This window comes from Sulfurisphaera ohwakuensis, assembly GCF_009729055.1.
Classification (GTDB): Archaea; Thermoproteota; Thermoprotei_A; order Sulfolobales; family Sulfolobaceae; genus Sulfurisphaera; species Sulfurisphaera ohwakuensis.
The window spans coordinates 1,692,062-1,716,494 of the sequence record NZ_CP045484.1; the positions used below are offsets into that span (position 1 = coordinate 1,692,062).

Genomic DNA, 24,433 nt, shown 5'->3' on the forward strand with positions numbered 1-24,433 from the left:
TATATTAAAAAATATATTCTTATAACGGTGTAGTTAAGGAATCTCTAACTACACAAGCTATTAATTTGCAAACCTCTTTACCGTTTTCTAATCTACATTCATATAAGCCATAGTTAGTGGGACAGTAGTATGTCTGTTTGACGGTATAGTATCTCATATTTAAACATTTAGCTATTCAAATATATAAACTTTTATAAATCTGTGTGTATCTACATACACAGATTATTTTTTTATATAAATATAATATCCATAAAATCTGGAGTTGTGAGAGTTAGAAAATTATCGAGAGTTCCAAACTCTACAATTGAAGGAACAGATATAGTAAATGTCGATATACCGTGCTCTTTATGCGTTACTACCACTTCTTGTTCCCTCAGTATGACGACTTGATTTCCCACAAGAACACCTATTACTTGAACTAGGTGAGGAGAAGTATAATGCCCATAATACATCTTTAGTTTCTCTTCTTTATTTACTATGAATTCCTTGAACTTATCTTTAATTTTGCTTACTTTCATGAAATATATTCTATTTCTTTCTGGTATTCTTTTTACACCTAATAAATCTCTTAATCTTTGTTTGACTTCTTCTTCAACTTTTGCTATTTCCCTTTCCCTAATTCCTATCATATAGTTTATCCTCCTTATCCTCCTTATTTCGTCCAACACATTTAGTAGCCTTTCTATTTCCCCTAGTTCTTCATCTTCTTGTAAATACCTTCTTATAAACTCCTCCCAGAGAGTACTACGTATATCATTAACCCCGATTCCCGGAAAAAAGGAAAGATAATTAAGTAATCTATCTAAAGAACGAAAAGTCTTGATAACTCTTATTGCAAAATCTCCTTGAATTCTTATTATTTGACCCTTCTTTAGGTTAGTTACTTCCCATTTATGATGGGTAAAACCCATAAAGTTCTTCAACCTTTGAATTTTCTTATCTTCTCTTATTCCCTTCTCCAATATGATGCTCGGATCACCATTTATCAATCGTACAAATATTTTTCCAGTAGTATCATCTATTCCCATTACGAAGAAATTCCTTGAAAATTTCATGGGGAAAATTACATAATCACCTACACGTTGAGATTCCCTATAATAAGATAAAGCCAATTTACCCCTATAATAATGATCCTCAGAGAGAAAACAACTACTATTGTCTTGTAACTTTAAGGGGTCATGATATAATAATTCTTTACAATCTTCCATAAGTAATACTAGGAGTTATCCTTTTTAAACTATTTCCTACTAGTTCAGCTATGATCATTTTTACTAAAAAGGTAACGTTTTTGGTTTATATTTGTCTTATTAAAATTGAGTTTTTAATTATTAAATAAATATTAACATATAATGTATATAAAATCATATAACAAGGACTTTAATAATTTAGACAATACAAAGTATATCTTTTGATATCATTATCTAGTTCACTCTTAATATCTTAAATTAACAGTCTTTTTTATAATAATTGTAAGAGACAAGCTTTACCTTAAGATGTAAAAGTAAGCTAAACAATCAAGGCGACATGATATGCTTTGTACTGATATATGGCATTTATCCTTTGCATTTACTATGAAAAACACTATAATAGGATTAGGGGTTTCCCTTAAATTATACTATTTTTAATTTTTTCTAATTCAATTTCTCTATCAAATAAGTCGCGTCTATTATCTTTAGGTCTTTCACCAAATATCAACTTCTGCCCCAGAATTTATATTCTGCCCCAGAAGTAATAAACTTCTTATCCTAATACAACATTAGCAATAATAAAACTTAAACACCGATCGATCCTTTATTTAAATTTAGTAATTTACACATTTCATTTATTTTTTCTCTAATTTCTCCTTTAGATATTCTATCTACTTCTTTCGAAAGTTTAATTTCCCACGTTTCACTTTCATAGCTAGAATGTAACATTATCCACGCATTGATCATTGATCTATTAACCCAGTCTCTTAGATCTATATCATAAGGATATCCAGTTTTTTCTAGGAAAGACAATAAATTGTCGATCTCTTCTTCAGTAGCTCTTTTGGCATTCCAACTAATTTTCCTTTCTCCCACATACCTTTCACCCTTCCCTGGTATAATTACTAAACCATTAGCACCCTTAACACGATACGTTGCTGTGTCAACACTATCAGCATTAAAGAAAATTTTTCTCATGTAAGGTGAGCCAGCACCTAAAACGTGGATCTTCTTAACGGATTTTCTGACATAATGGTATAAGTATATTACTATTTTTCTCCCTCCCTTTAGTGATGGAGGAACTATACCGCCAAATGCTATTACATCTACATATTGGGAATAAAAATCGATAGCCTTATCAATGTCTTCAACATTATATCCGTGAACAACTGGAATTACGTTTATCTCTTTCTCATAAAGATATTCAAAGTGTTTAAAGTTTCTCTCATCAACCCTCTCACAAGGAAATGAGGGAATGTCAAGATTAATATACGCATCAGCAGTTAACGTTCTATATTTCTTTTCTAGCATCTCTGGGCTTAACGGAATTCCCTTTTTCATTATCTGATAACCACCGCTATCTACCCACGTTTTATTATTCCAGAGTACACTATCCCACCTAAGCTGATTAATCATAACTGGCGTGTGAAATTCCCATACTGGGACCTTCAAGTCTTGTACTCCAAGAAAAATTTCCATGAAAATATTTTGATCATACCAGGTTTATAGGTATTACTAAAAAGAGATTATTAAATATCCCGGCGTATTTTTTAATATGCAATGTCCTCCTCTTCACGGAGAAAGAATAATTAAAAGAGAAGGAGAGGATCCTTTTAAACATCCAGTAGTTAGAAAATGGTATGAAATTCTTCTTAGTGAATGGAAATCTACAAAACCTTACGCTATTCTTCTTCCTTGTACCTCTATAAAGCCATATCACTTATCAAGAACACATAAGTTAGCTTATGCTATAATGAGAGGATTTGAGGAAAAAGTACAGTTTTATTCCGTATCAGAGCCAATGTTACTAGTGCCAAGGGAATATGAGGATTGTTACCCGTTTAACTCTTACGATTATCCACCATCGATGATGACGAAGGAAGAAAGGGAAGAATTTGTTGAATTATTAGCAAAAGTTCTTATAAATGTTAGAAATATGCATTCTTACATCATAGGAATATTGCCAAAACATCACTATAGTGTAGTAAAAGAAGCTTCAGAAATTAGTGGAATTAATATTAACCTATATCCTTATGGAAGGTTACCATTTAAAACTATTTCTGAAGTATTAAATAATTTGAAAGAAATGATGAAAGCCCGCCACACTTAACGGTGAAGAAATACGCAGGCACTGAATATTTAAACGTAAACTTGGTAATACTATTACCAAAAAAATTATATACTTGAAAGAGAATAGGCAATCTAACATGAAGACAAAATATGTTATTTTACTGGGTTTATTAAGTGGACTTACTAGTATATTCCTCTTTATGAGTTTAGATTTTTACTTCTTTTTGAATGGGCCAATTAGGATGTGGTTTACACCCTTTAACGTGTTTATACTACCAATCATTGTAGCCTTATTAATTGTAAATATTTTATCACATAAATTCTCTTTTAATGAAAAAATCTATAGTAACTTAATCTCTGGCATAACAGCTTATATAGGTTCCCTTCTTGTAATGTCAATAATTAACAGTATTATCCTTGCTATAAGACCTTGAATAACCACCACCTCCTGGAGTTTCAATAATCACCTCATCTCCTTCATCTAGATCTATCGTAAATTTACTAGGCATTTCCATTCTCTTTCCCTTCTTTATTATATAAACTCTTCCAGGCTTACCATTTTCACCACCATTTAAACCCCATGGAGAGGTCTTGAACCTATCAGCTAAAATAGAAAGCCTCGTGGGAGAAAGAACTTTAAAACTCCTAATTATACCATCACCACCTTTATGAACTCCCTTACCACCACTTCCAGCTCTTATTTTATATGAGGTAAAGAGAATTGGATAGTTCATTTCGGCAATCTCAATTGGAGTATTTAGAGTGTTAGTCATGTTTGTATGAACAGCTGAGACTCCATCAGAATTAGGCCTAGCACCACTGCCACCAGCAATTGTTTCATAATAAGACCAGTATTTACCTTGATAAATACCACCCATCATAACGTTCATCATAGTCCCTGAACTAGCTGCTGGAATATAAGGTAGAAAACGGGATAGGGCTAAAAAAGTAACATCAGCAATTCTTTGTGAAGTTTCAACATTACCACCACCAACGGCAGCAGGCTTTTTAGGATTTACTAAAGAACCTTCTTCAGCAATAATTTCTATGAAAGAATAAAAGCCCTCATTAGTAGGTATGTCTTTATTTAAGGCTGATCTAATTGCAAAGGAAACTGCAGAATAAGTAACTCCTAAAACAGCATTCAATGGACCATCTATTTGCCTATGAGTACCAGTAAAATCTGCAATAATTTTGTCTTTTTTAACATGTAAATGCAAAGTTATATTCAGCAGATTATCATTAAACTCCAGGTAATCCTCAGCCTCATAAACACCTTCTTTCCAGCTATGCTGGAGAACAAGATTCCTAGTGTGGTTTATACTCTTATCCCAACCTTCAAGAACTTCCTTCTTACCGTATTTTTCAATGAGTTGCTTTATCCTAGTTACTCCAGTCTTATTAGCTGAAACTTGGGCATTTAAATCGCCAATAGAAACTTCTGGAACTTTAAAGTTCTCCTTTACAAACTTAATTACCTCATCCGTTAATTTCATAGGAGGAATTACGATACCCTCCTCATATAGGGTTTTGGCATTTGGATTTATACTACCAGGTAATGGTCCGCCTACATCAACATGATGAGCCTTATTTATAACATAACCCACTAGTTCTGATTCATAATAAATTGGAGTTAATATTCCAACGTCATTCAAATGAGTCCCAGATATGTAGGGGTCGTTAAATATTAGACTTTCCCCTTCTTTTAATTCCTCAGCAAACTTCAGTACGTTTTTAACCGCAATTTTAAAAGAACCCAAATGAACTGGAATATGTTCAGCTTGAGCAACAATTCTACCTTCTCTATCTACTATTGCACAGCTATGATCCATTCTTTCCCTTATATTTGGTGATAAGGCAGATTTCTTTAACATAACTCCCATTTCTTCTGCAATGAATATTGTAGCTTTATTTATAACTTCCCAACTAACCATTTTTACTCCCTCATTAATTCTATGAAATAATTAGGGAGAATAGTAAAACTCCAACCATCTGGAACTAATGTTGTTGCACTATATTCTTCTATGATTGCTGGACCTCTATCTCTAAAGCCTATTGGCAAAGTCTCTCTGATGAAGACTTTAGCATTAACCCAATCATCAAAGTAAACTTTCCTCTCCTTTACTTTAACGTTATCTGAGATCTTTAACATTATCTTAGGCTTCTTAATCCTCTTAACGGCAAACACTCTTATATTCACAATCTCAATATCATAGGGTAAAGTAAAACCGTACGCAATTCTATGCCTCTCCTCAAAATTTCTTCTTATATCACCATCAGCGGGTACAGTTAACTCCCATCCTTGACCCTTATATCTAACATCAGCATACCTTAAAAAGTAGTCAATACTGGACATTTTCCTTCTCAATTCCTCTTCCAGTTCTCTGAATTCTACGTCAACGTCCTTTGGGTAAGCCCTTCTAATTTCTATCTTAATATCAGCTAATAACATAGATAGGGCACTAAACAATCCGGGATATACTGGGACTAGAACCCTCTTAATACCAAGCTCTTCAGCTATGCCTAATGCAAACTGCGGTCCAGCACCGCCAAAAGAGAAAAGTGCGAATTCTGAAGGATCTAACCCCCTTTCGACCGTTACCAACCTTATTGCCCTAGCCATTTCTAAAGTAGCCAACCTTATTGCTTCCTTTGCAATTTGTATAGGATCGCCTAACTTTTCAAGTCCTTTTATTGCCAGTTCCTTATTTAGTTTCATATCACCGCTTAACAACTCCTCTCCAATTCTTCCTAAAACGAGGTTTGCGTCAGTTAACGTTGGCAAATTACCACCCTTATTATAGCAAATAGGACCCGGATCAGCACCAGCACTTAAAGGACCAACATTTAGTCCTCCAGCCTCATCTAACCAAATTATTGTTCCACCACCAGCAGAAACTTCAGCCAAATCAATGAAAGGAAACCTAACTGGATAACCGGAGCCTTTTATTATTCTACCGTGATGAGTCCTGCCACCAACCTCATATTCATTAGTTATCTCAATTTCACCATTAACAATTGAACCAGCTTTAGCTGTAGTTCCACCCATATCAAAACTTATGGCATTTTTTATCCCCATCTCATCAGCAAAGTATTTAACACCAACAACTCCAGCCGCTGGTCCAGATTCGATTAATTGTACTGGTCTCTCGATAGCCTCATTAGCATCAATTAATCCACCAGAACTTGCCATTATGAAGAATTCCTTGGGTTTTATCTCATTCCATAACGACTCTATGTACTTACTTACAAGAGGCTTTAACATCACATTAATTACTGTCGTAGTAGTTCTTTCATATTCTCTTTGTTCTGGAGAAACTTCATACGAGGCTGAAACATACTTTACATATCTTGAAAGTATTTCTTTAGTAATCTTCTCATGGACAGAGTTTAAATAGGAATGCAAAAATACTACTGCGACTGCATCAGCTTTAATTCTTTTTGCTATTTCTTCTACCTCCTTAGTATTGAGTGGCTTTACAACTTCGCCTCTTGAATTAATCCTTTCGTTAACTTCAAATCTCAATTCCCTAGGAACTAACGGTTTAGGTTTTTGAAAGAACAAATTATAGAGTTCGGGTCTGTTTTGTCTTCCAATCTCAATTATGTCAGAAAAACCTTTAGTAGTGACTAATGCAGTTTTCGGTAACTCTAAATTGACTTGTCCAAGAAGAGAGTTTGTTGCAATTGTTGTAGCATGTATAAGTGTATCTACGCTTATTCCTAGTTTTTGAATACCTTCTTTCACTCCATTTTCTGGATTTTTTGGTGTTGATAAACCTTTGTAATAAATTATTTCTCCGTTATCTTTCACTCCTATTATATCAGTAAATGTACCGCCTATGTCAACCGCGACAAGCATATATGAATCTTTAATCGACTATAATAAAATTTTACCTTATCAATAATTGCTATGACGAACATGGTCTTCTTGTGAATTATAATATTCTCCCAGTAGTATAATTCTATTTGATTAGAGTGTGGTGTTCAGCAATAACTCTTTAGGGTAGTAACTCCAAGAAGAATTAGCTTTATTGTCCCTAAATATATATAATTAATCTCTTTTTATTAAAAAAGAATAAAGAAATGATATATTAAGCACTACATTAGTCCTTTCACTCAGCAAGAAATTTCGAATATCTCGTTTCTCTTTCCACTATTTCTGTAGGGATTCTTTACCTCTACAATTTTATCGTGATATCAATCAATTATTTCTTCATAGAGAATTTAGGAATATATTACAATCCACAAAAGGCACATGATTACTTTGCTAAATTACTAATTGGAATCCTCTAGCTTTCATTATTGATATATTCCAAATAACATTTATTGAAAAATGATAATTATGTAATTTCCTAAATTTTCCTAGCTAAAGTAGGGTTAAAGAGTTTTTATCTCCTTTGTTTCTTTAACCTTATATAACGATATTAATGAGATTATTATTATTATGAGTGTAAATATAGGATATAGTGCATAGCTTATACTGCCCAAAAAGTCGGAAACATAGCTTGCTGGTCCTCCTATAAAAGAGTTACCAAATTGATATGCTGAGGACGAGCCACTATATCTCACGTTTGTAGGAAATATCTCTGAGATTAGTGCAGCTAAAGGGGAATAACCTAAACCATGAGCAATACCATAACTTGCTATTAATGCTACTACTATAATATCATTAGTGATATAAAATGAGGGGTAAAGTAGAATTAATCCTATGACATTAGATAAGATTAGTAAAAGTTTTCTTCCTAATTTGTCTGAAAGTACTCCTCCTATAAATACAAATATTGAATCTGTTAATCCCATCAATAATGTTGCAAGAAAACCTAGCTGTACCGGTAAGATTTTTAGGCTCTCCATTATTCCAGGGACTAATATAGCTCCAACGTAAAATATAGTTCCTAGAGAGCCTGCAAGTAAAGTGCCTATTAATACTTCTTTCCAGTTTTTCTTAAATAGCTCCTTAGAGGGAACATCCAATATACTATTTTCCTCTTTTGCCTTCTTGAAGGCTATAGTTTCCTCAACCTCAAGCCTTATTAAAATTCCTATAGCTGTTAGTATGAATGAAATTAGGAATGGAATTCTCCATCCTATACTAAGCATAAAGGACTGAGAAGAAAATGATGATAATACCAAAAAAACTAAACTGCCGAGGATCAATCCAATACCGACTGTAGATTGTACAAATGATACCCAAAAGCCCCTTTTACTTTCAGAATTTTCAACCATTAATAGAACCGCCCCACCCCATTCTCCTCCTAATCCAAAGCCAAGTATTAATCTCAAGATAACTAATAGAATGACAGTAACTAAACCTAACTGTGCGTAAGTAGGTAAAACTCCTACTAGGCCACTAGCAATTCCTGAGGATGTTAAAGTTATAATAAGCATTTCCTTCCTACCTATTTTATCACCGAAGTGGCCGAAAACTATTGCTCCTATGGGTCTAGTTAAAAATCCTAGAGCAAAGACCAAGAAAGTATTAAGTAGAGCTACTGTAGGATTTGTTGGTGGAAATAACTCTAACGAAATATAATAAGCCCCGGTACCAAATATGAATATATCATACCATTCTATAATTGTTCCAACCATTGAGGCTAATACTGTTGTAGATTTCATAAAAATAAACTATTAAATGCTAAAAATAAGCCTTATTTTATACGGAATACGAAAAGTCTTATAAGAAAATCACTTATAAGGAGAAAAGGCTTAAGATAACAAATTCTTATATTATCAGATTTTAAGCAAAAATAGTATTACAAATAAATTCAACATTTTTAAGATTTTTAATAATTCAACCCAAAAATTTGTTATTAAACGCACCAATACTATCGCCCTTTAGAGGATGAGGAAGACAGATAATATTTTAGGTAAAGGATATTACTTATCAAAATTCTGAATAGAGAAATGCAATACAGTGTTTTATACGATAAAATTTATAATAAAATATTAGTATATATCATACTATTATGAAGATTAAGGATATACTAAAGGAAAATTCCATTAAAATTCTCTCAGTACTTATAGCTACGATTGTTATACTAACTATAGCATTCGCCATTCTTTACTTGTTTACACCAGTGCTAATAGGGTTTCAAACAACTTCTGACGGTGTAATAGAATATTTTAAGAATGTTCTTAACCCGTCTTTTGTAGTAAAAACTTATGTAAATGGTGGATTAGCAAACACTATAATCTCTGTTTATATTAATCAACCGGATAACGTGAAATTTTATAAAGAGTATTATGGGGAGACATTAGAAATACCATTTTCAGCACTAACAAACTATGTTAAATCATGGGAAAAACATAATGTAATAAACACATCAATCCTCATCATAGCAACATACATAGAAGGAGGAAAAGCATACACTGAAGCAGAAGAAGTAGAGTATAATCCAGACTGGATTATAAACAATAATCCAATACAAATTGTTGCAATAATTAACATAATACCAAAAATAATAAAAACAGACAATATAACGGTTGAGCAAATCACTAAACAAGTAATAAACACAAGCAATGTGACAAAATACCCTTACACAATAAACATCATTGAAGAAGAATATAATGAACCACAAATACATCTATCCTCAACTGTTTACACTCCAGTTATGAATATCTTGTATTTCTATAACTTCTCTGTACCATTAAGCTGGACAACATTAAGCAATAACGTGAAAAACAAGGATAATTATACAGCGATATATTTTTGCACCAAGTTTGTCGGTAATGTAAGTTGGTTTGGAGCAAGTAACTATTATTCATATATAGGAATCTCATATTCAACTCATGTACATGATAGCCCCTCTGTTTCATTAGATAAAACTTATCTTTCCACTTTATCTAATCCTATAATTTATACTTACTATAATGCTACAATAGCAATAGTTACTTATACGTTATATCAGAGAGTACACGGTCTCAATATACCGATATGTAATTTAAGTGTATCAGAGATTTTATCTTTATCCAAATTTGGAATTAATGTTGAAAGTAGTAGTGGTTTAACTCGTATTGTTTTCACTAATTCTTCTGGTAAATATGTTTATTATTTACCTATTGGCAATGGTAGTGTGAAATTATTTTACACTTATTTTGGAGAATTTGTTAAAACCTTAAAAAGTCTTCCATATGGTTATGCATATGAAGAAGAAGGTAAAGTTAATGCTACAAAGAATGTTTGTATTGGGGTGAACACTATTGGTGTTACTACATATTACTTTTCTAATTTAAGGACAGAAATATATCTACTAAATCCTGTCGTAAATATGATTATTTTGCATGGTAATGCTCAAGTTTATTTTAGTTATTTTGTTTATTCTACTGGTTGGGGAATGCCTATAGAGGGTTTTATACTAAACTATACTTCTTATTACTATGGGTTTAAAGTATGAGCAGGCTAATATGCCATAGTTATTTATTTAGGGTCTTTAAATGAAGAAAATTAAGATTAATAGTCCTTTTTTAACATGTAATGCATAACTGTAATAATTTTCCTATGAATAAGTGCTACGGAATATCAAATTTACTTGCTCGTATATAAAATAAAAAAACAAGTATATATTTAAAAATATAAATAAGTGATTCAATTAAAATGGTGTGGATAACTCAATTTTAGTAAAAGCCGAAAAGAGAGAAATAATGAAAATTATAACTGATCCATTCAGATTATTTGGTATAATATCTCATATTAACATTCTTCAAGTGTTTGATGAGGAAAATAAGGTTTTCACTACTTTAGATAAAATAAATAAATTTCCAAAAAAATTTAGAGTAATGTATATTTTTGGAACTCCAGATACTGGCATAAAAACATTTTTAGGTTATGCCGAAGGCCCAAATATTATACCAAATGGAGTAAAATACCAAGGTAACAGTGAAGATGAAACTTTTTACTGGGAGATTGAAATTTTTGTTACAGAGAGAATTGAGGCTTCAAACATAGTTTTCAATATGAATACAATTTACAAACCGAAGGTAGTCCAAAAATTACTAGGGAAAGACGTAAAAGAACTAAAACCAGATTTTAACTTTCCTGATCACGTACTGAAAGCGCATTTAATACCGTACTTTAAGTTCTTCTCTGGCGATACATTATTAACAGAACAACAATGACAAGAAGAATAGCTATAATTGATAGTACTAAAGATATTGTTAAAATACTATTAGACTGTATATAAGCCTCAAAGTTTTCGCTCGTTATTTCTCCATCATTCTGAACTACTATCACATGAATTTCATTGTATCCGCTGGATAGAGGAAGTGTAACTTGAGTGGATGTGCCATTATACATTAATTTTCCGTTTACGAAAACCTCAACATTTTTAATATCTTTACCGTGAACTATTACCTCGTTTCCGCTGAGTAAGACTGAAGGTAAAGGTATGGAAAGGTATTTAATTACTGAGGTCTCATTAGATATCCTAGAGTTAGATAATAACGTTATATTCATGATTTTAGAATTAATCACACTTATAGTCGAATTTATAACTACTATTTTATCACCTACAACACCGTCAAGTGTGATATTAGAGTTTCTTATTACTAAAGTTCCATTTATTTGAGAGTTCATAATTTCCAGATTACTGTTGTATATTATGTCATTTTCTAGTATATCGTTAAATAGCTTACCTATCATTGAAATATTATCACGATAAAAGTAAACGTAAAATGTTTGAGCGAAAGTTAATGATGTGTTTGCTATCAGTGTATATGGTTGAACTATAAACGGTTTTTGGGCATTAAGGTTATTAGTTGTAGGATACCCACTTACCGAAATTCCTGAGATAAAGATAGAGAAAGGACCAAAATAATTTCCTGATAGGTATGTGAAATTACCTTGAGTATAGGTTGACGGTAATGTGAAATTACCTATCCATAAAGTTCCATTGAACCATAATGGTATCTCAAAACTTTCGGTGTAAGTTTCATAGTTACTCTGAAGTTGTAACGGATAAACAGTTGCTGAGAACATTCCGTATTTAACTTCAGTACCATTAGGATAGGTAATATTAGCTAAAATTTTTACGTTATTCCCTTCAGCTAAAATTCCCTCAAGTCTTACACTAATTGAAAGATTTTGAGGTACAACATATATTTGCGAATAGTATCTTCCTTCTAACACGCTGGTATTACCTAACGTAGAATATTGATTAAGAATTATAGTATAAAGTCCAGGTGTTATGTTATATGGAATTTTTAAGTAACCAATATAAGCATAAGCTAAGAGTCCTTCAAATGGCACTAAAACCCAGGATAGGTTTGTAACAGATAGTACTTTTCCGTCATTACTATACAGTACAGCCGAAATATTAGTGTTGCCGAATGGTATATTAGAAGGTTCTATAAAAAGTGAACTACCGGGCGTTACAACACCAGGCTCTACTACAAGTGGGGGAATTATTAGTGTATTTAACAGAAGAGAACTACCTGCGAAAGTTGGTATATAACCATAAACATTATTCCCAACAATTAATATTGGACCAGCTGTAATATTTCTACCTAAATATGCTATGTATTCTCCTTTACTAGAATTCATTATAATATCTGTGATTTTTACATAAGAGTTATTTAGAGGCTGGTATGCATATATCGTTACATTTACATAGGGCACATTAATACGCTCATCGTATAAGTTATACACTTCTCCTCTAATTTCTGGGTAAATAACATTTAAATTTCCCTTGATGGTTAGTACGTAACCTACAAAGGCGTTAGTCCCACTCTCATTATTAACTATAACTTCTATTGGGCCTTCAACAGTAGGGTAATAATAACCTATCCATCTACTGCCGTTAAAATGAAGTTTGATATCTGCTACTTCACCGCTTAATGAATATACATAAGCATTAAATGAACCGCTGGTTACTTCTTTTCCGTTCTCCGTAATGTTAGCAATTATTTCTATTTCTTGGTCTGGTAGAAAGTAATAGGTGTAATTTGTACCGTTGTAAAGAGAAATAGTTATTTCTAGCTGGGAAGAAGATTTAATCAGCTTAACTAAATGGGCGATTTCTCCGATGTTTGGTGCACCGAGTCCCGTAACAAGATTATATCCGTATTTTGCAACCCAAGGAATATTGTAACCAAATGTAATGGGGAAATAAGCCTCATTGTAATATTTCTCTCCTAAATAATAGAGTAGTGGGTTAATGAGACCAAAAGTTGTGTTATCTTTCTGCATAACTAGTGTTAATAAACCAGCAAAAAGTGGTGAAGCTTCACTTGTACCTCCTATTAAATAAGTTATATTACCGGGAAAGATTACCTGAATACCTGGGAAAAGGTTAGCGTTTAAGGAAATATCTGGTACCATTCTTCCATAAGGATAAGTGTTAGGTGTTGGGATATAGAACTGATACCATGGTTTTACAAATAAAACACTAATACCTCCAGTTGAACCACCGTAGTTGATGAAATATGGTATGAAACCGTAATTTGACCAAGCAGTTTGATAAGCACTGCCATTTAATGTAATATATGTTGTGGTACCACCTATAGCAGTAACAAATGGTGAAGTTGATGGAAAAGTAACAGAACCTATAGGAGAGGTACTGTAACCGCTACCGCCTACATCACCGGTACTTGCTAGAAAGGTTATTCCCTCGAGCGAACCTAAAGCATAATACAAATTCATTTCGTAAACTGTCATGAGATTTGCCGGATTATCTACTATTTCTGATTCTGGAATACCCCAGCTCTGAGATAATACGTTAACTTTATCCTCTTGAACAATTTTAGCTAAAACTGCTGGTAATGGTAAATTTGGATTTGCGACATAGAGTATAATACTAGCCTTAGGTGCCATAGCATGTGAAACTTCAACATCAAGACTTATTTCTAAATTCCAGCCTGAAAGTAAACCTTCAAATGGACAAGAAGGTCCAATATATTTAATCTCAAAAGATGGCGGAGGGGGTAAATCGTATATTTTATCGAAATAAGCTAATTGTTGGACTATAGTAGGATCTCCATAAAAATCTAGGATTCCTATTGTATAACCTTCTCCAGTTGCATTAAGTCCAGTTGCATTATATGCCTTAAGTAACCAGGTTACTGGATAAGATTCATCAGCGTAGGTAAAGTTCAAAGTTATGGCTTTTTTCTCGATTTGATTAATGAGAGAAGGTGTAACTAAATCGTCAGGTGATTTCAAAAATAATGTGGTAAAATTACTTGCTACTATTACGTTGCCATTAAAATAACTAATCCCAGAATAATATGTGTAATTTTGGAATTTACTAAAGAAAATAGTAGTGTTAAGAAACTCCTCAAGTTGAACAATACTCACATTGACTACAATTATTGAATCTAAAGAAGTAGAAATTATTTTAATACCATGCGATTTAAGAAAAGATAACATAGCTTCATATTCTTGTATATTCATAAATTTCATTATTTCTGATGAATTTAGAAAGTGATGATATAAAGGAGAATTAGGATCGGAAACTTCATACGCTAATGAATAGATTTGGCTAATATCTTTAGGTGGAATAAATATACTTGCGATAACATATTGTCCTTCTGTATTAGAGTAAGATAATAAAAATGTAGGAAAGATAGAAATTAAAAGAAGAAATATAAAGATAATTATTACTCTTTTCATTATTCTAACTATATGAGAAGCTATTATTTAAAATTGTTCATCACATTTGTCTTCTTGTATTTCTTTTCTAAATGAACAGAAGTAGATTAGCACTCTATCTGATGATTAGAATTATCTCTAAAATAGAACTATTCCCCAAAATTCTTAAGGTAATTTCTCACTTTAAGAGGAAATAAGTTAATCACTTTTCTATCATTATAAAGTAACTTTTATTAATGAATCACTGTACGAATATTTTCGATTAACACTTATTGCTTTAAAGGCGTACAAATTGTTAATGAACTTGCTTGATGAAAATATAAGACGTGATATATTTCTATTCTGTAGACAGAGGCTTTACCTTAATCCTAGTGAAGAAGATTATAAAGAATTCGTTTCATTATTTAAAGACTATAAGGAAGATCTCCGTAGGAGTGAGTACGAATATAACGTCGAGAATGTATCCTCTCTGTATGAGGTAATAAACGAGGATATGTTGAAGTACAGAGTATTTATTGAGCCTAAACATGACGGGACTCAGATCGTAATGAAGGTAAACGATAAAATTCACTTAAGTCATAAGAGCGGTTCTGGAATAAATAAACAAGATATAGCCTTACTCTTTGGAGTATTTATAAAATTCCGTGAAGACTTTCTTGAGCTATTGAGGAAAGCTAAGGAAGAGGGAGTAATAGTAAAGATGGAGATATTCGGTAAGGAATATTCTCCTTTTAAAATAGAGAAAGAATCCCTTAATTTTTCAGTTTTTGACGTGCTTAAAGGTGATCATTATTTACTGCCTATAGAGCTTTCATATCCACATTCAGTAGAGTTTATTGAGATTAAGAGCTTAAAAGATATAGACTCAAGGAAAGTTTTATCATGGTTAAAGAGTAAGGAGGGGGTTGTCGTGAAGATTTACGACGATTCTCTTCCCTATAGGAAGGCCAAGAATTTTAACATGTTAGCATTTAAATATAAGCCGTTTATTGCACAACTAGTCGATGAAATGAAGGGCAAAAAGATAATTAAAGATCAAGGAAAGTTTTCTGCTATATTTTCGGAGTTAATCACAGAATATGCTAAGGATAAGACTAAGTCCTTCGAGGAAATTCTGGAGAAGGTAAAAGAAGACCATGAAGAACTAAAAGACTTCATAGATAAAAATCATGAGATAATTAAAGACTACTGGTTTAATAGTAAGGCTGTGAGATCAGTGCTCCAGTTAATCGACATGAAGTAAAAATTTTGTCTTTGATATATTTATGTAACTTTTAGTTATTTTTAATCCTCTTAAATAAGCTGATGTGGTATGCTTATCAAATCCCTCTCTATTTTAATCCCTTTATGTTCATTAGAGTTAGTAATACCTATAGATCGCTAGAATAAGGTTGAACCTTAATTTAATGCTTTAATAACACCACGAGTGAGTATTTACCTCTTGGAAAATCATAAATCCCTCATATTATCATTCTTATTTAGTGAACTTCTTTTCTTTATAAAATCCTCAAACATAGCATAATCAACACTAACCTTAGCGGGAATTTCAGGAACTGAGACAAAGTGTTTAATCTTAACGCATTGACCTTCTCCTTAGGCTAAACAAGTTTTATTATTTCAGAATTCATATAATCTTGATACTGACTTCCTTATATATTACATTTTATATATAATATATTGTAAAAAGCCTACTCAATCTGTCGGGGATTTGCCCGAGGGCTGAACCCTTTTTCACGTTAATAAAAATCTTTTTATATTTGATAATGTTAAAATTTTTCCGATAAAGATGATCTCTCACACCGATGTGGGCTATGCCCAAAAGGGTGAGGGAGATAACGGAGATGTGAGTCCCGTGCCGTTGGGCTCAAAGGAGTCCCATGACCCATCTACCAGTAGGTGGTTGAGGGCTAAGCCCCTACACTAGATCATGATTGAAGATAAAATGAGTGAAATGAAAGTGTAGGGACAAACGGAATGAGAGTAGATAAAGCCTAGACTTTTCGGGTTTGCCCGAGGGGTATGAAAGGCTTTTTATTATTTTATTAGCTTCTCTATTACGAACAATTATTATGTTTTCGTTAGTTTATCAAAAAGATATAGAGTCATTTATCAATATGAAAATATAACTAGTGGAATAATATTTAAGAGCGCAATTCTATTCATAAAGATTAATAAATTTAATTTCTAGAGTAGTGATAAAGTTTGTTCATACTTAATTTAAATTAACAATCGGGAAAAGTAATTCTTCTCATCATTCATCTTTCTTGGTAATATATTTCGTATTAATCTTAACTTTTATTTTCTCTTTATAGAAATTAAAAATCTACTAATAGCTATTGTGATTATTAATCCGGCATAAGTTAAGAGTATAGTAGCTTGCGGTGTACCATTAAATATTTCTATTATAATTTCCCTAAGCAGAAAAGATACAGTAGCATCCATAACATACACTACGCTCCTTCCTCTTCCTTTACCGAAATCAGCAATGCTCTGGAATATTTCTAAAAGTACTACTAACAGAAATGCATTGCCTACTAATCCTATAACTTCAACTATAAAACCTTGTGAAATAGTAGTTAATAGTTCATAAATTGTATAAGCTATCATAACTGTTATAGCAATTAAAACTATTCCTTCTATCACTTTAACTATATTGGATACTATTTTTTCTTCTTTTAGTTGAGCTTTTATGAAATCTATTAATTTCATGATTATATACTACTTCTCCCACTTAGAATTATGATTAACGAAAATGACTTTCACCCGATTTTAAGAATGGGTATCACAGTTGACGAGGAGATATTTATAGCTAAGAAGGTAAGTAGAATATTAGGTGATATTCAAGGAAAAATTTTGGATTATGCATGCGGAAATTGTTTAATTCCAATTTACATCTCTCTGACAAACAACAAGGAAATTTATTGTGTAGATGACTGGAAATATGTTAATAAAAAAGAAGTAGAAGGGTTAATTTCAAAATATACTGCTAAAGTGAAACTATTTGATGGTTTAGATAAAATTCCGTTCTCAGATAAATATTTTGACTTTATATACTCTGTTATGTATTTTTACAATTTAAAGAGAGATAAGTTAAAAGAAACTCTAAATGAGGTCCTAAGAGTACTTAAAGATAATGGAAAAATACTAATAGTAGATATGATAATGATAAGGGGAAAAATAAAGAAAGAAATGGAAGAAAGAAAATACTCCCTTGATTATTATGAGGAAGCTAATGGCTTATTCTTTTCAACTTGGAAAAAATTATAGTCTATATGCCATTGAAGATTTAGACGCTGCCAAGAAAACTATTCCCACGATCAGTAATATTGCTGGCAAGTAAAATCTTGGTTCTGGTGCTAACCAACTCATATATGGTGTAAATGCTAAACCAAATAGGATTATAGATAATGCTGTAATAACAATTCCAGTTATCAGAACGCTCCATGAGTAAGTATAGTAAATGAAGAGTTCTTGCCAATCAGCCTTCCTAGTGTCTACAACTACTCCAAGGCCTTTCATAAAAGCTAAAGAGTAATTGCTTCCGATCATTGCAAACCCATTCATTTTATTAAATCCTAATTCTTTAGCCTCTTCATTACCCTTTTCCACGTTAAACTTCAGAACGTTTGCCCATTCTTCCTCATTTTCTAGGTTTTTTGCTTGTATTACTTTTCCTTCTTCATTTATTGCTATATGACCTTTATAACCTTTAATTTCTTCAACTTTTTTCATATACACCCACCTCTTTTAATAAGCTTTTAATTAGAAAATCCCAATTTGTTTTCTTTGCTTCAGTTATAACTATTAGACCACTCAGATATGTTATGCCTATATCATCAACTACCATAGCAAAACCTAAGAAGGGATCAATAAGTTTTAACTTCTTTGCTTCATCTTCACCTATTCTCATATTTTCCATTATTATATTTTTTAACTTATTAATATCAATATTAATATCTTTGCCATATATTTTAATAACTGTATCACTATCAATTTTATATACAGCAATTAAACCAGGTATTCTATCAAAGTTAATTTGCGACATCAAATTAACTATTGTTTTACTAATTAATAAATCTTTCTAAGTTAAGATTAATATAATTAAAATTTAATTATATTTGAATCAAAATATCTAACAAATCTTTTATAATTTTTCTAATCAATGAAGAATTTTCTAATTCTGAAAATGAACTATAAAATGGTATCCCATAGACCTTATGAAAAATACCCTCACCGTAAACATAATCAATAAATTCTTCTTCAATTTTCTTAGGGTCATCGGCAAAATTAACTATTAAAATCCTAGGCGAATTCCATTTAGATGCATATTCTATAGTGCGAGGCACTGTGGTCTTATCTGTAAGAAATACGTTTAGATTTACATTGGTAATAGAATCTTGAAACTGTATAATCTCACTATTAGGATCTATTCCAGTAAACATATCAGAAATGGTTACTAGCCAGTGATATTTCTCTAACTGTTTTTTCAGCTTATTTTCGTTTACTTTTAGTCTTCTATAAAGAAAGTCATTTGTAGAGAAGTAAATAATAATAGGTAAAGTATTAGATGATAAAACCCTTATTGTTTCAATTGGATCTAGTTCTTCCACTATAAATGGTACTTCAATCTCCTTCAGATAGTTGGCTATTAGCAAAGATAATACTGATTTTCCTACACCGCCCTTGATACTTAGTAACCTGATTCTTCTTCTCAATTTAGCTACCCGTTTATTAGTAAAAATAATTATTGGTAAATATAAGTGTAACTGAAGTGTTATAAAGTACAGTTATTTATAAACAAATGAGATTTTAGGAAAAAAGTTATTACTTTAAATCTACTATTAATTACGATGGCAAAAAGAAAGAAGAAGGAGAGTAATGAAAGTAAATTATTATATATACCATTTATTGCACTAGTTGTAGTCTTAATAGTATTTCTTATGTTACCAATGATACACCCAAATTCCGGGAGTTCTGGAAATAGTGTAGTGAATGCACAAGAACCTTTCTTTCAATTTGCGAAAGTATCTAGCCAAGATTATGCCCCACCAGGAAAAGTAGAAGTATATCTAGTTAGTTGGGTAGGTTGCCCATATGGTGCTTCAGACTCTTGGGGACTTTATATTGCATTGAGCCATTATGGTGTAGTTAACGTTACACCAAATTATTCTGACCTAGAACAAATACCAATTTCAGCACCAGATAATACAATTTCTGGCAAAGTACCGGGATTAATATTCAACTCTTTTAATCCAAACTCCAGCGTAGAATTTCATTCAATATATTTACTAGGAAGAATATACACCTCAAATTCCTCAGCATCATTACCTAATGGAACGATTATAACCTATTCAGGTAATTCCCTTGTCAATTTTGAATTAAACGAATTACAAAAACTTGCTCCATCATGGGTTTATAATCTAATTTACCAATATCAAATAACCACGCCATTTCCTGGACATAATGAAGGGATAGCTTATTTAGGAAACCCACCACATATTGTGTCCACAATTATAATAACCGGACCACATGGTACTTGGATGATAATGGGTTATGATCAGCAAGTAAACTATGGTATGCCCGGACTACTAGCCCAATACGCTGCTGATTATAACTATAACTCACAACTTCCAGCAATGATTCTTCAAGATATAAAAAATGGTAATATACCTTCACAAATCTCCTTCATTCAAACAGAAGGAAATCAAATTATTCAAATAATTCAAGAAGCTATGTGAGATTTTTTACTCAAATAATTTGTTATATCTACTATCTCTAAATTATTGTATGGGCAAGCTTCAACACAGTCTCCACAACCTACACAGCTTATCCTATTTGAATATCCCTTGGTTATTACATCTTGAGATATCGGTATTTTTACTGGACAAGAAGAGTCACAAGCTTTTACCTCACAGCTCTTGCATGTCTCAGCTTCATTTGCCTTTATTTTGAAAAACACTTTGTTAAATATTCCAGCAAATGTTCCGAAACCACACCATCCTTGTCTAGCACAGCTATAGGTACCAAATACTGGGGTCAGAAAGTAAAATATCCACCAGATATAATTTAATACAAACATTCCGTAAAAGTTTAAGGGATCAAGAGTTATCATCCCTATCTTAGGTGGAGTCCATAAATGAATTTCCATGAATATGTAGAGAGAGAAAGCTACAATCATCGGAATTACGAAAACCCATCTTAAATATTCCCATACTTTACTGCTCTTCTTTGGCTTAAATTGATCATAAAATATATTAGTCCACATATGAGCTGACATGCAAACAGTGTTACAGTAAGCTCTCCTGCCAAATAACGTTGACGCTATCGCAACTGCAAGTAACGACAATATAAACGGTAATAGAGTTACTGGAAATATCATACCACTCATTCCGAAAATGTAAAAGTTCGTATAGTATGGTATTAAAACTACAAATATTGGAATTCCTAAAAGTATAACTAAAGTCCATCTCTTAACTCCTAGGTTTTTCACACGCTTATATCTTTCATAAACTAAATAGCTCATTTCAGCTCCCATCATTATAACATAAAACGGCGTCATTGTAGTTGCCATGACAAACATGTAAGAAGTGAATATTGCTTTCAGAATGATATTAATGTTAGTATGAATAAACATTAAACCCATACCTAGAGGATTAATTGGAAATAACCACCATAAAGGATTTGTAAATGGACTTCTCATCATTATTCCATGCTTCATCATCATGTGTGATTGCATGTTGGAAAATATTGAATTACTTATAGTAAATCCTAGGACACTTTCGCCAAATCCCATAGTCAATTCGGCTAAATTTACAAAGACTAGAAAAATGAAGGGATATCTTAGCTTCATTTCAATTCTCCTAGAAGGAATTTCGTAAAATATAAGAACAAAATACCATATCATAGATAGAACTATTGACAAAGATATTAACCACATGTCATTAAGCGACGCAAAAGTAGTTAATCCTAACATCATTAGAAAGTCAAAAAACGCTAAAGTTATCGAAAAGAGTTGTCCTTGTAGTGTAACTCTCCTAATTTCAATTAAGTAAAGCGTTACAATATTTATGATCATTATTATCGTAGATATAAAGGAGACGATAAGTTCAGTAAGTTTACCAGTTTCTACAAATATAGATGGTAAGAATGCCATGGATATTGCGAATGTAGTTAAAGAAAACTCAATTATACTTTTCACACGGGATATTAATAAGAAGAAAATTCCGTCAGCTAACATCATTATTCCAAAGGCTATATTGCTTACAGCGTCAATAAACGGATTAAATACGTGAGGACCAAAAGCTGATGCATAAAGATAACCCATAGCAACTTCATCAAAAACTATGGAAAATGAGAGTAAGGACGCAGATATTTTATCACTCCTTACTCTGACTACTTCACTTTTTATTATAGCAGACATAATAATTGGAATTGAAGCTAACAGAAGTACGGCAGGCTCTATAAAAGGACTTCCGTGATAGAAAATAATATAACCTAAAGAGATACTTTCGACGCCCATGTATAAAATAATTGAAAGTAAAAATAATACTGCTCTTCTGTTTAAGTATTCTTTTCTCAAAATATAACCTAGAATTGCAAAGTTTATTCCCATCATTAATACTATATACGTTAGAACCACGATGGAAAGGAGACTTATCATGATAAATAATTCAACGAGAAGTTTTTAAACTTTGTAATTATAATTAACAATTAAGTTAAAAATTTGTTTAACTTTATTTTCATATTAAAAATTCTCTGTAAAAGCCTTTAATAATTCGGTTCCATAATTCTACTTTATCCTTTAGTTCACAAGAGTCACAGAGTCTAACATCTTCTCCTTTATTTCTATAATACCATAAAGATATAGGATCGACTATAGATATCTCATTACCCGCCACAGCTCTAACGTATTGAATGTCATAAAGTATTCTTTCTAGCTCAAACACATCCTTGACGTATTTAGCACCAATCCCTTTTGAAATAACACTATTGACAAAATTACTGATCAATTTATCGAAGTTTTGATATTCCACTTTGAAATCCTTTTGGGTTACTATGAATGAGGAGAAGAGGTACGAATTTATTGTAAATATGTTCTTTTCATGGTATTCAAAGAGGTCAAAGGAATTTAGCTTAACAAACTTTTCCCCATCATGAATAAAGTAACCTACATTTAGCGTGTTCTTTTTCTCTCTAGATACATCTAAAAATTCTAAAGGAATAGGTTTCAATATACCCTTGGACGTTACTGAGAAGAACTTTCCTTGTTTCTTTATCATTTTTTTATTTTGAAATTCACCTTCTTCTCCTATTTCGCCTAAATCTTGGTATAAAGCTGTAAAGAACGTGTATTTTTCATATGAAGAGAATGGATTACCTTTTTGCAAATCGAACTTTAGTGTTGATAAAACGTAAATTATCGTAATTGGGTCAACATTAATTGGTGAAATATTTCCGTCAGAAACTCTAGATATGCTTTTAACTATTTTATCTGTTGAGATAAGTGATAGATTTTCTAGTACTATAGCTATAAGCTTTCCATTATCAGTGAAAAGAGGTATAATATTGTATGCAGAGGGTAGTTTTCTCATTTCCTCTATTAAATTCCTTGTATCTATCACTCTCTTTTTCTGTGGTCTTTCTCTTTTTACTTCTTGTCTCTTAGGAACGCAGTCCTCAAACTTTACACTGCTTGAAATATTAAGTTCTGCAATTTCTTTTCCTAAATAAGAGGATATTTCTTCAAGCAATTCAATAACTGCCCTATGGAGTGTAGGTTTATCAAATTCTTTATGGAACTTCTTGACATTCTCATCTTTACAAATATAAACACTTATCTCATACTCACTGTCTTTAGATAACATTAACGGTATACCGTCATTTGTAACTAGTGCAGTTACAGAGTTTGGCTCTAAATGTTCTAGTAAATATGCTAGGATATCGTATGCTTTCATCTTAAACTTTCATATCATTAGAGGTTAATACGTTTTAACCAAAAATGTGAAGGTTTTTAAATGCCTTAAACAAGAGGAAACCAAGGATTGCTGTCATTGCTATAATCATAACATAGCCCGTAAGTGGCTCTTGAGTTGAAGGATATGGCGAATAAGATAAGGGCGGAGAAGTATAGAAAGGATATTGGATTACTAAAACTACTGCAAGTGTGGTATCACCAAGCATCCATAAAACAAATAGTAAGATTTTTTCTATTAACCTCATATTTCTTACTGCTAGTCCAATTAGAAAACCGCCAGCAAATAGGCTTATTTCATCTAGAACCCTAAAAGTTAATATCCCGCCTCCTAAAGTAAAAAGTTCTGGCAAATGCCAAATTACTATAAGTAGTGAGCCTAAATAAGCAAAATAATTTCTTCCAGAAAAATAGTAGTAACCAACTAAACCACCTGCAATGGCTAAGGCATAATGTGATGCCATAAAAACTTCCTCATTATTGAACATAACTTCTTCAACATATGGATTTACGAAAGCCAAAATCAGAATAAGTGGTGGTATTAGGTAAGTTTTGGAATTTGTCTGTCTTTTCATAACATTCTTTTAGAATTTTTGCATAAAAAATTTTTACTTTGAA

22 protein-coding genes are annotated in these 24,433 nt (G+C 32.0%); 8 read left to right on the forward strand and 14 right to left on the reverse strand.

The window, feature by feature from the left end:
• Positions 1-19: 19 nt before the first annotated feature.
• The 3 genes from D1869_RS09430 to D1869_RS09440 form a co-directional block, all read right to left on the reverse strand.
• Positions 20-157: a hypothetical protein gene (locus D1869_RS09430; protein ID WP_156014882.1), complete on the reverse strand. Its 138-nt coding sequence runs from the start codon at positions 155-157 to the stop codon at positions 20-22.
• Positions 158-230: 73 nt separating this feature from the next.
• Entirely contained in the window at positions 231-1,208 is a 978-nt protein-coding gene (locus tag D1869_RS09435) for a hypothetical protein (protein WP_156014883.1), read from the reverse strand.
• 564 nt (positions 1,209-1,772) lie between these two features.
• The gene (locus D1869_RS09440; protein WP_156014884.1) at positions 1,773-2,666 is read right to left on the reverse strand and encodes a tRNA guanosine transglycosylase family protein; all 894 of its coding nucleotides are present in this window, start codon (positions 2,664-2,666) and stop codon (positions 1,773-1,775) included.
• Positions 2,667-2,742: 76 nt separating this feature from the next.
• On the opposite strand from D1869_RS09440, the gene D1869_RS09445 reads away from it, so the two are divergent.
• Positions 2,743-3,297 (forward strand): DUF5591 domain-containing protein, encoded by a 555-nt coding sequence (locus D1869_RS09445; protein WP_156014885.1) that lies wholly within the window; start codon positions 2,743-2,745, stop codon positions 3,295-3,297.
• Positions 3,298-3,394: 97 nt separating this feature from the next.
• Entirely contained in the window at positions 3,395-3,691 is a 297-nt protein-coding gene (locus D1869_RS09450) for a TetR family transcriptional regulator (protein ID WP_156014886.1), read from the forward strand.
• On the opposite strand, the gene D1869_RS09455 is transcribed toward D1869_RS09450, so the two are convergent.
• The 3 genes from D1869_RS09455 to D1869_RS09465 form a co-directional block, all read right to left on the reverse strand.
• Positions 3,653-5,191, reverse strand: a complete 1,539-nt coding sequence (locus D1869_RS09455; protein WP_156014887.1) for a hydantoinase B/oxoprolinase family protein — start codon at positions 5,189-5,191, stop codon at positions 3,653-3,655. The two genes, D1869_RS09450 and D1869_RS09455, sit on opposite strands and share 39 nt — an antisense overlap.
• A gap of 2 nt (positions 5,192-5,193) precedes the next feature.
• Positions 5,194-7,119, reverse strand: a complete 1,926-nt coding sequence (locus D1869_RS09460; RefSeq protein ID WP_156014888.1) for a hydantoinase/oxoprolinase family protein — start codon at positions 7,117-7,119, stop codon at positions 5,194-5,196.
• Between the two features lie 518 nt (positions 7,120-7,637).
• Positions 7,638-8,876, reverse strand: a complete 1,239-nt coding sequence (locus tag D1869_RS09465) for an MFS transporter (RefSeq protein ID WP_156014889.1) — start codon at positions 8,874-8,876, stop codon at positions 7,638-7,640.
• Positions 8,877-9,226: 350 nt separating this feature from the next.
• Here D1869_RS09465 and D1869_RS09470 point away from each other — a divergent pair, with 350 nt between their 5' ends.
• Positions 9,227-10,654, forward strand: a complete 1,428-nt coding sequence (locus tag D1869_RS09470) for a hypothetical protein (protein ID WP_156014890.1) — start codon at positions 9,227-9,229, stop codon at positions 10,652-10,654.
• Positions 10,655-10,859: 205 nt separating this feature from the next.
• A complete protein-coding gene (locus tag D1869_RS09475; RefSeq protein WP_156014891.1) occupies positions 10,860-11,375 on the forward strand; it encodes a hypothetical protein in 516 nt (171 codons plus the stop codon).
• Here the strand turns inward: D1869_RS09475 and D1869_RS09480 are convergent.
• The gene (locus tag D1869_RS09480) at positions 11,332-14,865 is read right to left on the reverse strand and encodes a S53 family peptidase (protein ID WP_156014892.1); all 3,534 of its coding nucleotides are present in this window, start codon (positions 14,863-14,865) and stop codon (positions 11,332-11,334) included. The genes D1869_RS09475 and D1869_RS09480 overlap by 44 nt on opposite strands.
• A gap of 277 nt (positions 14,866-15,142) precedes the next feature.
• Between D1869_RS09480 and D1869_RS09485 the strand changes: the two genes are divergently transcribed.
• The gene (locus tag D1869_RS09485) at positions 15,143-16,087 is read left to right on the forward strand and encodes a hypothetical protein (RefSeq protein ID WP_156014893.1); all 945 of its coding nucleotides are present in this window, start codon (positions 15,143-15,145) and stop codon (positions 16,085-16,087) included.
• 543 nt (positions 16,088-16,630) lie between these two features.
• Positions 16,631-16,768: a hypothetical protein gene (locus D1869_RS15155; protein WP_196772258.1), complete on the forward strand. Its 138-nt coding sequence runs from the start codon at positions 16,631-16,633 to the stop codon at positions 16,766-16,768.
• Between the two features lie 371 nt (positions 16,769-17,139).
• On the opposite strand, the gene D1869_RS09490 is transcribed toward D1869_RS15155, so the two are convergent.
• Positions 17,140-17,553, reverse strand: a complete 414-nt coding sequence (locus D1869_RS09490) for a phosphate-starvation-inducible PsiE family protein (protein WP_156014894.1) — start codon at positions 17,551-17,553, stop codon at positions 17,140-17,142.
• Between the two features lie 30 nt (positions 17,554-17,583).
• Between D1869_RS09490 and D1869_RS09495 the strand changes: the two genes are divergently transcribed.
• Positions 17,584-18,111: a methyltransferase domain-containing protein gene (locus D1869_RS09495; protein WP_156014895.1), complete on the forward strand. Its 528-nt coding sequence runs from the start codon at positions 17,584-17,586 to the stop codon at positions 18,109-18,111.
• On the opposite strand, the gene D1869_RS09500 is transcribed toward D1869_RS09495, so the two are convergent.
• From D1869_RS09500 to D1869_RS09510, 3 genes are all read right to left on the reverse strand, one after another.
• Positions 18,106-18,576: a hypothetical protein gene (locus D1869_RS09500; protein ID WP_156014896.1), complete on the reverse strand. Its 471-nt coding sequence runs from the start codon at positions 18,574-18,576 to the stop codon at positions 18,106-18,108. The two genes, D1869_RS09495 and D1869_RS09500, sit on opposite strands and share 6 nt — an antisense overlap.
• The gene (locus tag D1869_RS09505) at positions 18,563-18,889 is read right to left on the reverse strand and encodes a hypothetical protein (protein WP_156014897.1); all 327 of its coding nucleotides are present in this window, start codon (positions 18,887-18,889) and stop codon (positions 18,563-18,565) included. The genes D1869_RS09500 and D1869_RS09505 overlap by 14 nt, the downstream gene beginning before the upstream one ends.
• A gap of 67 nt (positions 18,890-18,956) precedes the next feature.
• Positions 18,957-19,559, reverse strand: a complete 603-nt coding sequence (locus tag D1869_RS09510; protein ID WP_156014898.1) for a hypothetical protein — start codon at positions 19,557-19,559, stop codon at positions 18,957-18,959.
• Between the two features lie 135 nt (positions 19,560-19,694).
• Here D1869_RS09510 and D1869_RS09515 point away from each other — a divergent pair, with 135 nt between their 5' ends.
• Positions 19,695-20,582: a DUF929 domain-containing protein gene (locus tag D1869_RS09515; RefSeq protein WP_156014899.1), complete on the forward strand. Its 888-nt coding sequence runs from the start codon at positions 19,695-19,697 to the stop codon at positions 20,580-20,582.
• Here D1869_RS09515 and D1869_RS09520 read toward each other — a convergent pair.
• From D1869_RS09520 to D1869_RS09530, 3 genes are all read right to left on the reverse strand, one after another.
• Positions 20,567-22,504, reverse strand: coding sequence for a 4Fe-4S binding protein (locus D1869_RS09520; protein WP_156014900.1), 1,938 nt, complete (start codon positions 22,502-22,504; stop codon positions 20,567-20,569). The two genes, D1869_RS09515 and D1869_RS09520, sit on opposite strands and share 16 nt — an antisense overlap.
• A 79-nt stretch (positions 22,505-22,583) precedes the next feature.
• Complete coding sequence (locus D1869_RS09525; protein WP_156014901.1) at positions 22,584-23,798, reverse strand: hypothetical protein; 1,215 nt, start codon at positions 23,796-23,798, stop codon at positions 22,584-22,586.
• A 34-nt stretch (positions 23,799-23,832) separates the two neighbouring features.
• A complete protein-coding gene (locus tag D1869_RS09530) occupies positions 23,833-24,390 on the reverse strand; it encodes a DUF1404 domain-containing protein (protein ID WP_156014902.1) in 558 nt (185 codons plus the stop codon).
• Between the last annotated feature and the right edge of the window lie 43 nt (positions 24,391-24,433).